The organism is Deltaproteobacteria bacterium, assembly GCA_026129095.1.
In the GTDB taxonomy this organism is placed as follows: Bacteria; JAGRBM01; JAGRBM01; order JAGRBM01; family JAHCIT01; genus JAHCIT01.
Window position 1 is genome coordinate 1 of record JAHCIT010000021.1, and the last position, 13,509, is coordinate 13,509.

The 13,509-nt window shown below is 62.9% G+C and carries 9 protein-coding genes and 1 tRNA gene; 7 read left to right on the forward strand and 3 right to left on the reverse strand.

The window, feature by feature from the left end:
- Positions 1–89: 89 nt before the first annotated feature.
- A tRNA-Lys gene (locus KIT79_15960) sits at positions 90–165 on the reverse strand.
- Positions 166–334: 169 nt separating this feature from the next.
- On the opposite strand from KIT79_15960, the gene KIT79_15965 reads away from it, so the two are divergent.
- The 4 genes from KIT79_15965 (at position 335) to leuS (ending at position 7,193) form a co-directional block, all read left to right on the forward strand.
- Positions 335–1,654: a hypothetical protein gene (locus tag KIT79_15965; GenBank protein ID MCW5830799.1), complete on the forward strand. Its 1,320-nt coding sequence runs from the start codon at positions 335–337 to the stop codon at positions 1,652–1,654.
- Positions 1,651–3,021 carry a sigma-54-dependent Fis family transcriptional regulator gene (locus KIT79_15970; GenBank protein MCW5830800.1) on the forward strand — a complete coding sequence of 457 codons (1,371 nt, stop codon included), beginning with the start codon at positions 1,651–1,653 and terminating at the stop codon, positions 3,019–3,021. Before KIT79_15965 ends, KIT79_15970 begins: the two co-directional genes overlap by 4 nt.
- A 291-nt stretch (positions 3,022–3,312) precedes the next feature.
- On the forward strand, positions 3,313–4,539 hold the full coding sequence (locus tag KIT79_15975) for a metallophosphoesterase family protein (GenBank protein MCW5830801.1): 1,227 nt from the start codon (positions 3,313–3,315) through the stop codon (positions 4,537–4,539).
- 173 nt (positions 4,540–4,712) lie between these two features.
- Complete coding sequence (gene leuS, locus KIT79_15980; protein MCW5830802.1) at positions 4,713–7,193, forward strand: leucine--tRNA ligase; 2,481 nt, start codon at positions 4,713–4,715, stop codon at positions 7,191–7,193.
- A gap of 7 nt (positions 7,194–7,200) precedes the next feature.
- On the opposite strand, the gene KIT79_15985 is transcribed toward leuS, so the two are convergent.
- Together KIT79_15985 and KIT79_15990 are read right to left on the reverse strand one after the other, a co-directional pair.
- Positions 7,201–7,605 (reverse strand): hypothetical protein, encoded by a 405-nt coding sequence (locus KIT79_15985; GenBank protein ID MCW5830803.1) that lies wholly within the window; start codon positions 7,603–7,605, stop codon positions 7,201–7,203.
- A 56-nt stretch (positions 7,606–7,661) separates the two neighbouring features.
- A complete protein-coding gene (locus tag KIT79_15990) occupies positions 7,662–9,299 on the reverse strand; it encodes a sigma 54-interacting transcriptional regulator (GenBank protein ID MCW5830804.1) in 1,638 nt (545 codons plus the stop codon).
- Positions 9,300–9,522: 223 nt separating this feature from the next.
- Between KIT79_15990 and KIT79_15995 the strand changes: the two genes are divergently transcribed.
- From KIT79_15995 to yihA, 3 genes are read left to right on the forward strand one after another with little or no spacing between them, the layout of a single operon-like run.
- The gene (locus KIT79_15995) at positions 9,523–11,046 is read left to right on the forward strand and encodes a cytochrome c biogenesis protein ResB (protein MCW5830805.1); all 1,524 of its coding nucleotides are present in this window, start codon (positions 9,523–9,525) and stop codon (positions 11,044–11,046) included.
- Between the two features lie 9 nt (positions 11,047–11,055).
- Positions 11,056–12,441, forward strand: coding sequence for a cytochrome c biogenesis protein CcsA (gene ccsA, locus KIT79_16000; protein ID MCW5830806.1), 1,386 nt, complete (start codon positions 11,056–11,058; stop codon positions 12,439–12,441).
- A 25-nt stretch (positions 12,442–12,466) separates the two neighbouring features.
- Complete coding sequence (yihA, locus tag KIT79_16005; protein ID MCW5830807.1) at positions 12,467–13,069, forward strand: ribosome biogenesis GTP-binding protein YihA/YsxC; 603 nt, start codon at positions 12,467–12,469, stop codon at positions 13,067–13,069.
- Positions 13,070–13,509 lie beyond the last annotated feature (440 nt).

Below are 13,509 nucleotides of genomic sequence, written 5' to 3' on the forward strand. Positions count from 1 at the left end.
TTCGGGCGGTTTCAGCCGGAACCGGCCGTAATGGACCCATTCCTGCAATCTGACAGGGATACCAGGGGTTTAGTTGCCGGGGAAAGGTGTGGTGGGAGATGCCGGGCTCGAACCGGCGACCCGCTGATTAAGAGTCAGCTGCTCTACCAACTGAGCTAATCTCCCGCGCGCAGTGATAGCGGGGCCGGGCGGGGGCGTCAACAGCGGGCAGGGCGGAAAAACGGGATGCGTTCCGGCCCTGCGGATGGGGGCCGTTCTGACCAGTCTCCCCCTCCGGATACCGTCCGTGTTAGGCTGGGAACCAGCATCCATTCAGCCAGTTAGGGGAGCCGCCGTGCAGATTGCAGCGCCGGGGGCCGGATCGGTCCGGTTCGAGGAGGAGAAAAAGCGCCTCATCTGGGGAACGCGGTACGTCGACACCTGCGTGATGATGATGGGGGTGATGTTCTTCCCCCTGTGGTGGCTGGAAGTGGTGGACACGACCCTCGGGATCGCGGGGGCCGGGGTTGTGGTCGCCGTCCTCACCATGGGCATCATCGCCCGGTATATCTACGCCAATGCGCCGGACCCCCTTTCGATGTATGCCGTCGTGAACTTCGGCATGGTCATCATCATCGGCCTGATTGCCGTGCTGGTCCATTTCAGCGGCGGCATCTGGAGCTTCATGGTTGGCTCGTATTTCCTCGTGGCAGTGGGCTGCAGCGTGTTCGTCAGTTTCCGGAACGCCATTTTCCTGAACGCTTTCAGTGCGCTCAGTTTCTATGGCGTGTGCATGCTGGAAATCTACGGGGTTCTGCCCCGGCACAGTTTCGCGACCTCGCCGTTCGAGGGGATGCAGGCCAATGCGCGGTTCGCCGGGGCATATGCCTTTTCGCTGTTCCCGTTCCTGACCCTGGTGTCGTATGCGAGCTGGTTCTTCGCCCAGCGGCTCCGCTCTGCCGAGGACCGGCTGGACGCCGAGCAGCAGGAGCGGCTTGCGGAGATTGGCATGTTTTCCAGCGTGATCGCCCATGAGTTCAAGAACCCGCTCGGGGTCATCAAGGGAGCGGTGGAAGTGGTCATGGATGACAGCGATCCGGCCACCCGGACGGAAATGCTGGGGCATGTCCGGCAGGAGGTGATCCGGCTCGACCGGATGGTACGTACGCTGCTCGACTATTCGAAGCCCCAGAAACTTGAGCTGGAGCCGGTAACGGTAGGCGATGTGATCGACGAGGTGCTGGTGTTTTTCGATCCTCCGCGGGAGAAAAAGGTCCAGATCCGGTTCCACTCGGCCGATGCCGGCCCGCACAGGGTCCGTGCCGACGTGGAAAAGCTGAAGCAGGTGCTTCTCAACCTGCTGTCCAATGCCGTCGAGGCGGCCCCGCCGGAGAGCAGTGTCCAGTTCATCCTTCGCCGGGACCGGGAGACGGCCGCCATTGATGTGATCGACCAAGGGGCTGGTATCCCCGAGGATGTGCAGGCGAAGCTGTTCCAGCCTTTTCATACGACCAAGGCGAAGGGCACGGGGCTGGGGCTTGCCATCTCCCGGCGTATTGTGGAAGCACATGGAGGAACCCTGACCTTCGTGACCCGGCCGGGAGAGGGGACCACCTTCACGGTCCGGCTCCCGGCCGAAGACCCGGCAGTCCCCTCCGGCAAGGAGTCCCGGTGAGCCAGCGACGGATACTCATAGTGGACGACGAGGAACGGCTCCGGTCGGTGCTGGAGAAGATACTCGCCCGTCTCAATGTCACCTGCCTGCATGCGGAATCGGGCGAGGATGCGCTGAAGGTTCTGGAAGGACGGCAGGTGGACCTGATCCTGACCGACCTCATCATGCCCGGCATGGGCGGGGTGGAACTGCTCCGCAGGCTCCGGCAGCAGGGGAACGAAAGCCCGGTCATCATCATCACGGCGCACGGATCGATCGAGTCGGCCGTGCAGGCGGTGAAGGAGGGCGCGTCCGACTACATCGAAAAGCCGTTCGATAAGGAGAAGATCGCGCTCAGTGTCGAGAAAGCCCTGCAGTTCGGCGAACTGCTGAGCGACTTCCGGGCGCTCCGCGACGAGGTGCGGGAGCGGTTCGACTTCAGCAATATCGTGACCCGGTCGGAGAAGATGCTCGCCACGCTGAAACTGGCTTCCAAGGTGGCGGGCGAAAGCCAGACGACGGTGCTGATCACAGGCGAGTCGGGAACCGGGAAAGAGCTGATGGCGCGGGCTATCCACTACAACTCCGACCGCCGCCAGAAACGGTTTGTCGCAGTCAACTGCACGGCCATTCCCGACACGCTGCTGGAAAGCGAGCTGTTCGGCTACGAAAAGGGCGCCTTCACCGGCGCCGACAGGACCAAGCCGGGCCTGCTGGAGCAGGCGGGTGGCGGGACGCTGTTTCTGGACGAAATCGGCGACATGTCGCTCCCGGTGCAGGCCAAGATGCTTCGTGTGCTCCAGGAACGTGAATTTACTCCCGTGGGCAGCCGGGAAGTCATGCCATTTACGGGCCGGATCGTTTGCGCCACGAACCGGAATCTTGAGCAGATGGTCTCGCAGGGGGAGTTCCGCGAAGACCTGTTTTACCGGATCAACGTCTTCCCGGTTCACATTCCGCCGCTTCGGGAGCGGAAAGAGGACGTGATCCTGCTGGGCGAGTTCTTCCTGAAAAAGTTCGCTTCCGAGATGGGCAAGCCCCTGCGGGGGTTTACACCGGAGGCCGCGAGGGATTTGGAAGAACACCCCTGGAAAGGGAACGTGCGCGAGCTGGGCAACCTGCTGGAACGGGCCGTGATCCTGGCCGAGGGACTCAATGTGACGGCGCGGGATCTCAACCTGCGGGGGGCGGCCGAAGCCGTATCGACCCCGGTCCCGGCCGGTTTCAGCCTGCCCGTGGGCGGCCTCAACCTGGAAGAGCTGGAACGGACCCTCGTTGAGCAGGCGATCCAGCAGGCCCGGTTCAACAAGACCCGCGCAGCGCAACTGCTGGGGCTCACCCGGGCGCAGCTCCGGAGCCGTCTCGAGAAGTTCGGAATCGAAGGCTGAAATACCCTCCCGGCGACGTATGGAAACCTCCAAAGTGGCTGGAAATCGCCATTTCCCTGTAACTGGCTGTAATCACAAGGAAAACAGATTGGCGGCGGCCGGCTTCTCCGGGGTTCACCCCGATTATGGTTGTATTTCGCCAACATGGTTAACCTAGGTCGGTTATGGGAAACATGAGTTGTTTTAGCAGGTTACACGGGATTTTACTGCTGGCATGAGGATTGCTTCATGGAGGCCAAACCAAGGTCACTCTGGTGCCTGTTTACTAAGGAAGATCAAGAGGAGTCAGTCATGAAGGTCCACACGATCCGTTATCTCGTTATCCTGGCTGCGGTGCTTCTGGCCCCGCGCTTTGCGCTGGCCGGCGGCAGCAGCCCGCCGCCCATTACCCTGCGGGTTCACCCGGTGGTGATGAACGCCACGACCACCAGCGTTGATGTCATGTGGGAGAGCTCGGAAGCCGCTGCCGGCAAGATCCGGATCGGCACGCAGGCCAACCTCTCGGGAGCCTCGCTGCTCACCGATTCCCGTACGATCAGGATCCACAAGGTCAAGATCAACGGTCTCCAGCAGAACAAGAAATACTACTACCGGATCGAACTCGCCGACCAGATGAGCCCGATCAACTCGTTCACGACCGCTCCTTCCAGCACGAGCGAGCCATTCCGTCTCGTCATGCTCGGCGACACCCGCCGTGGGTACGGACCGGAAGCGTGGTTCCTTGAGGCCGGCGAGGACGACGATCACCGCGCCGTCTCGCGTGCCGCTCTCAACACCGCGCCCGACGTTTACCTGAACTCCGGCGACTTCGGCATGCTGGGCCAGGACGAGGGCGACGTGATCAACTTCTTCAAGCAGGAGAAGGAACTGCTCGGCAACTCGGCGTTCTACCCGGTTTACGGTAACCACGACTTTGCCTGGTTCTTCGGTCTTGCTGACGCGAGCCTGGGCCTCGGCAATACCCTCTACGATTCCTACTTCATGGTTCCGGGGAACGGCGATTTCGACTACTACTCGTTCAATTACGCGAATGTGCACTTCCTCGTGATCAACTCGAACGGCTGCAACTCGTCGGGCACCTGCCCAAGCACGTTCGCTCCGGGGACCGCGCAGTACGCCTTCATCCAGTCGGATCTGGCCGCTGCGAAGAACAACCCGGCGATCAAGCACATCGTCGTCAGCCACCACCAGCCGGCGGTGGGCGATGGAGGCGTGGACAGCGGCTTCAACGCCCTGTTCCCGCTCTACCAGCAGTACGGTGTGAAGACGGTCGTCACCGGTCATGTTCACAACTACGAGCGTGCGGTCAAGGACGGCATCACCTACCTCGTGACCGGTGGCGGCGGCTCACCCCTGTCCGGCACGAACTCCAGCTCCTACACCCAGCGGATCGCCAAGGAGCTGAACTTCGTGGTGGCCGACTTCACGGCGACCGGCGCCAGCTTCAAGGCCTACGGTGTGGTGGGCGACGACAACACCGCCACCTGGCTGCTCGACAGCTGGAACATGACCTATTGATGTGAGGATGGCGCGCGGCTGACTCCTCCGCGCCACGCACACGCAGATCCGGCCCGCCCCTTCAATGAGGCGGGCCGGACTGTTTTGGGGGAAGCGGAATATCCCGCCGGACTTGCGCCCGCCCGCTCAGCCGCGTTAGGGATTGCATCCCGCGGAAGGCGGGATTGCATCCCATGAGCGACGAGAACCACTCCTATAACCCGGCCCAGATCGAACCGCGCTGGCAGCAATACTGGCTGGAACGCAAGACGTTCCGGACCCCGAATCCGGGCGAAGCCGGTTTCGATCCCGCCAAACCCAAGTATTACATCCTTGATATGTTTCCGTATCCGTCGGGCGCCGGGCTCCATGTGGGCCATCCGGAGGGTTATACGGCGACCGACGTCATGGCCCGCTACAAGCGGATGCGCGGGTTCAATGTCCTGCACCCGATGGGGTGGGACGCCTTCGGACTGCCGGCCGAGCAGTACGCCATCCAGACGGGAACGCATCCCAGGGAGACGACGGCGAAGAACGTCGAGGTGTTCCGACGCCAGATCCGCCAGCTCGGCTTTTCCTATGACTGGAACCGGGAGATCGACACGACTGACCCTGCCTATTTCCGCTGGACCCAGTGGATATTCCTGAAGCTCTACGAAAAGGGCCTCGCCTACATGGCCGAAGTCCCGGTGAACTGGTGCGAGGCACTGGGCACAGTGCTGGCCAACGAGGAGGTGATTGACGGCAAGAGTGAACGTGGAGGACACCCGGTCACGCGGCTCATGCTCCGCCAGTGGATGCTCAAAATCACGGCCTATGCCGACCGTCTGCTGGACGATCTGGACGGCCTCGACTGGCCCGAGCCGATCAAGCTGATGCAGCGCAACTGGATCGGGAAAAGCGAGGGGGCGGAGGTCGATTTCGAACTGGACGCCGAAGCCGCCGGAAAGGCAAAGGCAGCGGGCCTCGATGGCAAGCTGAGGGTCTACACGACCCGGCCGGACACGCTTTATGGGGCGACCTTCATGGTGCTGGCGCCGGAGCATCCGCTGGTCCGCCATATTACGGCTCCTGACCGGAAGGCCGGTGTGGCAGCGTACGCCGAAAAGGCTGCGAGGGAGACCGAGATTACCCGCACGGATGATACCCGTGAAAAGACGGGCGTCTTTACCGGCGCACATGCCATCAATCCGGTCAATGGCGAGCGCGTTCCGGTCTGGATAGCGGACTACGTGATGATGGGGTACGGAACCGGCGCGATCATGGCCGTTCCTGCCCACGATACCCGGGACCATGAGTTCGCCTGCAAGTTCGGGCTTCCGGTCCGGGAAGTGGTTTCGGGTGGCGAAAACGTGCAGAAAGCCGCATGGACGGGCGATGGAATCCTGGTGAACTCGCCTGAGATCAATGGCCTTGGCGTTCCCGACGCCAAGGCGAAGATCACCGCGTTTCTGGAACGCAAGGGAGCGGGAAAGAAGGCGGTCCGCTACAAGCTGCGGGACTGGCTGTTTTCCCGTCAGCGGTACTGGGGAGAGCCGATCCCGGTCCTGCATGACGTGCAAACCGGAGATCTGGTCCCGCTCTCGCCGGACGACCTGCCGCTCACGTTGCCGGAGCTGGCCGACTTCAAGCCGACGGGCGACCCGGCGGGGCCGCTGGTGAAGGCAAAGGAGTGGCTGGTGCTTGATCACGGCGGGAGAAAGTTCCGGCGCGAAACGAACACCATGCCCCAGTGGGCGGGCTCAAGCTGGTACTTTCTCCGGTTCATCGATCCCCGTAATGACCGTGAAGCGTGGTCGAAAGAGGCCGAGAACTACTGGATGCCGGTGGATCTTTACGTGGGCGGTGCCGAGCACGCGGTCCTGCACCTCCTGTATTCGCGGTTCTGGCACAAGGTCTTTTTCGATCTGGGGCTTGTCCATACGAAGGAGCCGTTTTCGAGGCTGTTCAACCAGGGGCTCATACTGGGCGAGGACGGCCAGAAGATGTCCAAATCCCGGGGCAACGTCGTGAATCCGGAGCAGGTGGTCGAGCAGGCGGGGGCCGACAGTTTGCGGCTCTTTGAACTGTTCATGGGGCCTCTGGACCAGATGAAACCCTGGTCTACGTCCGGAGTCGCTGGTGTCCGGCGGTTCCTGGACCGGGTGTGGCGGGTGGCGATCGATGACCGTTCAGGTGCCCTTCATTCGTCTGTGAAGGATATGCCGGTACCGGACGACCTCGACCGGCTGCTCTCGCGGACGGTGAAGAAGGTGGCCGAGGATATCGAAAACCTCCGGTTCAACACCGCCATCAGCGCCATGATGGAACTGGTAAACGACCTGACCGGCCGGACCGAACGGCCCCGGCGTGCGCTTGAGACGCTCACGCTGATTCTGGCCCCCTTTGCGCCGCATATCGGCGAGGAACTCTGGTCTCGGCTCGGTCACCAGGAATCGCTCGCATACGAACCTTTCCCGGCGTGGAGTGAGGCGCATCTGGTGGATGCGACCGCCACACTTGTCGTTCAGGTAAACGGCAAGCTCCGGGCCCGGCTGGAAGTGCCGAGGGGTTCCACTGAAGAGGCTGTGAAGCAGCTTGCCCTGGCGGACGTTTCGGTTGCCAGGGCAGTGGACGGCAAGCCCTTCCGGAAAGTGATCTTTGTCCCCGACAAGATACTGAACCTGGTGGTGTGAGGGTGGCCTAGCCCGCCGCTTCTGAATCGCTGTCACTGTGCTCGGCGGGAGGGAGTTCGATCCTGAACGTGGGTGGCGAGACGTTCATTCCCACGGCTTCCAGAAACTGTTCTACCCGGTGTTCAAGATTATGAGTCCGGATGCCAAGCACGGTTTCCGGGAGCCCTTCCTCCAGGTGCTCCAGTGCCTGCTGGGCTTCGTAACGTGCCTGATCGTAGTGGAGCGGATCCGCAATATCGCCGCCGTGAACCTTTGCATAGGCCCGCGTCAGGCAGGTCATCGCTTCGATCAGGTTTTCCTCTGCGCCCGACTGGGTTTCCCCTTCGAGATCGGAAAACCGGTCGAGGGCATCGTCCCAGTCTTCCCGATTGAATGCCTCGATGGCCGCCCGGAAACGCACTCTTGTATTCATACGGACATGCTACCCGGAACGGAAAGCCGGTCTCCATGACATTTGGCAGAAACCATTCAGTCCGTCCCATCCACCTGGATGAGCCCGTGCCGGACCAGTTTCCCGTGCAGCGAGCCCCGGGAAATCCCGAGCGCGCGGGCGGCCTTTGCCTGCACGCCGCCCATGTCTGCCAGTACCCGGCGGAGTATTTCCCGCTCGATTTCGTCGAGGGTTTTCCCCTGGAACTCCGGGCGGCTGGCCAGATAACCGCCGCTCGCGGCCGCATCGGCGGTGCTGCCGGTGAAAACCGCATCGGGGCCTATGGCAGGACCATCGGAGATCACCGCCGCCCGCTCAACCGTATTCCTGAGTTCGCGGATATTCCCCGGCCAGTCGTGCTGGCGGAGTTTGTCCAGCGCTTCCGGGGAGAGCGACCGGCCTCCATCCAGAAACGAGGCGGCAAGGAGGGGCAGATCGCTTTTGCGCTCCCGTAGCGGTGGCATCCGGACCGGGATGACGTTGATCCGGTGGAAAAGATCCTCGCGGAAGCACCCCTCCCGGAGCCGGGCAGTAAGGTCAGCGGATGTGGCGGCGATGATCCGCGGCGCAGCGGGGATATCGGTAGTGGAACCAACGGGGCGGACTGTCCCGCTTTCCAGCGCACGAAGCAGCTTGACCTGGCAGTGGACAGGAAGATCGGCGATTTCGTCCAGAAAGAGCGTTCCGGCCGCGGCAGCAGCAAACAGCCCCGGATTGCGCTTGATGGCTCCCGTGAATGCTCCCGGCTCATGGCCGAACAGCTCGCTTTCGAAGAGCGCCTCCGGGATGGCTCCGCAATTGACGGCGATGAACGGCTGGCCGGCCCGCGCCGAGAGCATGTGCACCAGCCGGGCATATACCTCCTTGCCGGTGCCGGTTTCACCGAGAACAAGGACGGTGGCGTTGCTTGGGGCGATACGGGCAGCGAGACGGCGGAGCTGGACGATGGCGGGCGTTTCACCCCGCATGAGCTCTGCGCCGGCATCTTCGGTGCCGCCCATGTCGCCGGCCTGCAGTTCCTGGCGGAACAGGAACCGGAGATTGCCGATCTGGATGCGGTCGCCGTCTGCAAGCAGTGCGGCGCCGGTTTCCCGGCCGTTGATCCGGGTGCCGTTTCTTGATCCCAGATCCTCGATCCGCCAGCCGCCTGGAACCGGAACCAGCCTTGCGTGCAGGCGTGAGACGAACTCGTCAGCAAGCACAATGTCGCAATCCGGTGACTTGCCCACGGCGATAGCCCGGTCGGGGAGGGGAAACACAGCCGATACCGGTCCCCTCGCCTTCCCCAGCAGTTCGAGGCGGGCCGCCACGCAAGTGATCTGTTCTGGGGTTGCCCGGAGCAGCCGGGTGGGAAGCGCCCGGGCTACCGATGTGGGGCCAGCCGGCCCGGCCGGGGCAAGGCTGAAGATGATCCTGTAAGGGCCGATGCCGATGGAGGCGCCGTCGGCAAGCGGGGCGGCACCCTCGACGTCTGATCCGTTGAGAAGCGTTCCGTTTACGGACTGGTCAACCAGCTCGTAGCCGCTGTTTGCCGGGCGGATCCGGGCATGGATGCGGGAGATGCCGGGGGCAGGCAAAACGACGGTCGCCTCCGGTCCGCGGCCCATGATGACTTCCCCCTGGACCGGGCACTCGATGATCCGTCGTCCGCCAAGATGAATATCCAGTCGTGGCATAGGCAGCGGTAGGCAGGTTATCCCAACCCGGACAGGGCGAACAGGGCAGCGTGCGGGATCTGGTATGACAGCTATCCTGTCCACCGGCGCGGGGGGATGGTAGTTAGGCAGCAGGGAGCCGGCGTGGGGCCATGCCAGCTTGATTCCCCGGCCGTTTCTTCGCATGATCGGCCGTTTGACGGATTACGCAAGGGCGCGGATTAACCCCGCGTTTTGAAACAGGATGGATGCAGACAAGACCACAACCGGAAGCGTGTCCAGCGGGGTAGACCGCACGATTTCCTCCTCCGGCGGCATTGTCCGGGCCGTGTCCCGCCTGGACCGGCTGCTCTGGAACTTCTTTTCCGATGTCCGGGTCGGGGTGGGGCTTCTCGTCCTGCTTGCGCTGCTCACGATGGCCGGGACGTTCGTTCCGCAGGTGACAGGGAATATCTCCGACGTGACAGGTTACATTGACCGGATCGGCCGCGACCGGGGCATGCTCTACAACCGTCTCGGCCTGTTCGATCTCTATAACGCCTGGTATTTCAACGCCACGCTGGGACTCATGTGTCTTGCCCTGATCGTGGTGAGTCTCGACCGGTTCCCCAAGCACTGGAAGCTGTTCCGCCAGTGGCAGCCCACGCCATCGCCGTCGAAGTTCACCACCTCGTCCATCAGGGACCGGCTGGCGCTTCCGAAAGCGGTCGAGAAGCGGGGCCAGATCCGGTCGGCGCTGGCCGCGGTGTTTGGCCGGGTGACCGAAGCAGAAAAGGACGGATCGGTTTATTTCTATGTCAATCGCGGACGGATCAACCGGCTGGGTCTCTACTTTGTCCACGTCGGTATCCTCGTTATCTCGTTCGGTTCCTACTATGGCAGCAAGAGCGGGTTTTCGTACGGCCAGATGCGGATACTGGAAGGGTTCGCCACGCACCGTTTCCTGCTGGTAGACCGGCTGGATGAGAAGCTGGAACCGGTCGTTTACCGGATGGAACTCCCCTTCGAGGTCCGCAATGACCAGTTCTCGGTCGAGTTCTACCGGGATCCCAAGACCGGTGTGCTGAGCGAGCGGGCTAAGGAGTTCCGGTCGAAGCTGACGTTCTTCGAGGGCGGCAAGGAAGTCCTGAAGACCGACCTTCTCGTCAATCATCCCTATACCTACCGCGGCATCACCTTCTACCAGGCATCCTACGAGAAGGCTGGCGGGACGGCCCATCTGCTCATGGGGACTCCGGAGGCGACAGTGCCCGTCGCCCATGAAGCGGAACTGGACCAGCCGTTCCGGGTGGCGGGTTCGGATCATGTCTACAAGGTGACCCAGTTCATCCCGGAGTTCCGGACCGAATCCCGCGGCGACCTGGGGCCGGCAATTGTCATCGAGGAGAAGGATCCGGACGGCAACGTGGTCGAGGTGTTCCCGGTTCTCCAGAACTATCCGGGGCTCGACCGGTTGCGGAATGGCCGTCATGTTTTCGAGGTGGAGCGGTTTGTCCCGCGGTATGTGACCGGCCTGCAGCTCACCAGCGATCCGGGCATCGAGGCCGTCTGGGCAGGCTGCGCCATGATGGTGATCGGGCTTCTGATAGCGTTCTATATCCCTCACCGGCAGGTATGGGTAAGGCTCGATGGGCAGGGGGTGGCGCTCGCGGCTTTTTCGAACAAGCATGAGGACGCGGTGTCGCGCCGGTTCACGGCGCTGGTCGAGCGGATTGTCTCCGAAACCGGCGCCCGGCCTGTCGAAGGCGCCGCTGCACGGGAGAAGTAGGGGACGCTGATGGATGATGGACTGTTCAATGTATCGATAAGCCTGTTTGCCGTCTCGTCATTCGGCTACCTCGCGGCAACGGTATTTTACCTCGTCCTTCTGGCCCGCGAATCGAAAACGGTTGGCTGGCTTGCCACGGGAATACTCTGGGTGACGGTTGCCGCCCACACGGCGGCCCTCACGACACGGTGGTTTGTGTCGGGCTGGCACCAGCCGCCATGGACGAACCTGTATGAATCGCTCGTCTATTTTGCCTGGGGCGTGGGGCTTGTATACGCGATCTTCGAGGTGCGCGCGAAAAACCGGCTGGCGGGCGCGTTCGTCATTCCCATCGCCTTCATCCTGATGGGACTGGCGGCGCTTTCGCAGGACAAGGAAGTCGCCCAGGTCATGCCGGCGCTCCAGAGCCGCTGGCTGCATATCCACGTTTCCTTCGCCTGCTTTGCCTATGCGGCGTTTTTCACGGGTTTCGGCTTCGCGTTCCTGTACCTGGTGCGGGACGGGGTTACCGCCGTGCGGATGCTTCCCTGGGCGGCGGCGGGACTGTTCGTAACCATTGTCGCGCTGGAATACGGCGACCTCGTGAAATATGGCGAATTCACCTTCGACAGCTACCGGATTTCGGCCGAGGGCGGGGTCGAGATGTATCCGCTGGTGGCGCCGTACGTGGGCCCCCTCAGCGTGGCAGCGGGGCTCTTTTCCCTCTCGGTGATTGTCGCCGGGCTCGCCGACCGGTACCGGGAGAACCCCGAGTTCATGAGCGGCGGCCGGGCATCCGGGGCCGGCCGTTCGTACGCGCTCGCCGTGGAAAAGCTGGCCGCCCTGTGCGCCCGGATCATTCCCCGCGGACCCTACGTGCTGATCACCTCGGCAGTGACGCTGCTGCTGCTCATCGCAGTGATTGCCGTGGCGATCCGGTTCGGCTGGGCGACCCGGCCCATTCCCATGAAGCCGGAGATGTCCCTGCTGCAGATCGGCCTCAATGCCTACAAGCTGTCGCTGCTGGTGGTGAGCGTCTTTTCCATCGGCATCCTGCTGGTGGTCCATGCCGCGGGTGCGGGCTTCCCGGCGCGGTTGCCGGAGGCCGCCATCCTGGACCGGTGGAGCTACAAGAGCATCCTCGTGGGCCTGGTGCTGATGACGCTGGTGCTCATTACCGGTTCGATTTGGGCCAACTACGCCTGGGGCCGGTTCTGGTCGTGGGATCCGAAGGAGAACTGGGCACTCATCACGCTGCTCACCTATGCCGCCTACATGCATGCCCGGATGGCGCGGAGCTGGAGCCCCAAGGCCACGGCCGTGTTCGCCATCGTGGGGATCGTCGTGGTGATCTTCACCTACCTCGGCGTCAACCTGTTCCTGGGCGGCCTGCACTCCTACGGCCGGCCGTCGTGACCCCGCGCCGGCCGGAAGGAGCCCCATGCCCACGCCCCTTCTGAAAGACCCGCGCCAGCTCGTGATCCTGCCGCCCGCCGCCTCGGCGGACCGGCTCCCGCCCGGGACGCTTCCGGAAGTGGCCATCGCCGGGCGGAGCAACGTCGGGAAAAGCTCGCTCATCAACCGGCTCCTCGGCACCCGCAAGGCGGCCCGCGTGTCGGCGACGCCCGGCAAGACGCGCCTGATACACCTCTACGAAATCCCCGGCCTGCTCCGGCTCGTGGACCTGCCCGGCTACGGCTACGCAAAGGTTTCCCAGAAGGAGCGCAACGAGTGGCGCCAGCTCATTGACCGCTACCTGAACGACCGGGCCGAACTGAAAGGCGTCATCTGCCTCGTCGATTCGCGCCACGAGGTGTCGGAACTGGACTCCGGACTGCTTCACTACCTGGCCGGGCTCGGCATCCCGGCCCAGCCGGTCCTCACCAAGTGCGACGGTCTGAAGCCATCGAGGCGCGCCGCCGAGATCCGCAAGCGGGCGGCCGAGCTGGAGTTCGACCCCGCGGGCCTCATCGCCACCAGCGCCGAAACCGGCGCGGGCCTTGAGGAGCTTGCCCGGGCCGTGAGGGCGATGGCGGGGGCGTAGTTATCCCGCGCTTCCGGCCTGCCCAGAGCCCCATGGTATAATGGCTGGCGGATAGAGGGGGCTGCACGCCCCATTGAAAGAGCAGCAGGCCCGGCCCTGAAGGGGTTTGAAAGTTTCGCAAATTGCTTCGGTTTAAGGAAACTTGTGTCCTGCTTTTCAGGCTGTTAGCTGTGTTGCGCCCGGACGGTGAACCGGGCCGCCGCCACGCCTCACCACGGCTCACCACGCTTCGCCACACCTCAACATGGGTCAGGCCGGTAGAAGGTGATGGAGATCACGCCAAAATAGTAAGTAAAAACAGCTATTTATACTCACCACGCTTCACCACGGCTCACCACGCCTCGTTTGAGGTGAGGCGTGGCCACCAGCCGGACCTCGCTCTTGGGAGTGCCGGGAAAGGGTTATTAGAAACAGAAATCAGTTCTGATTATGGGGAGCAC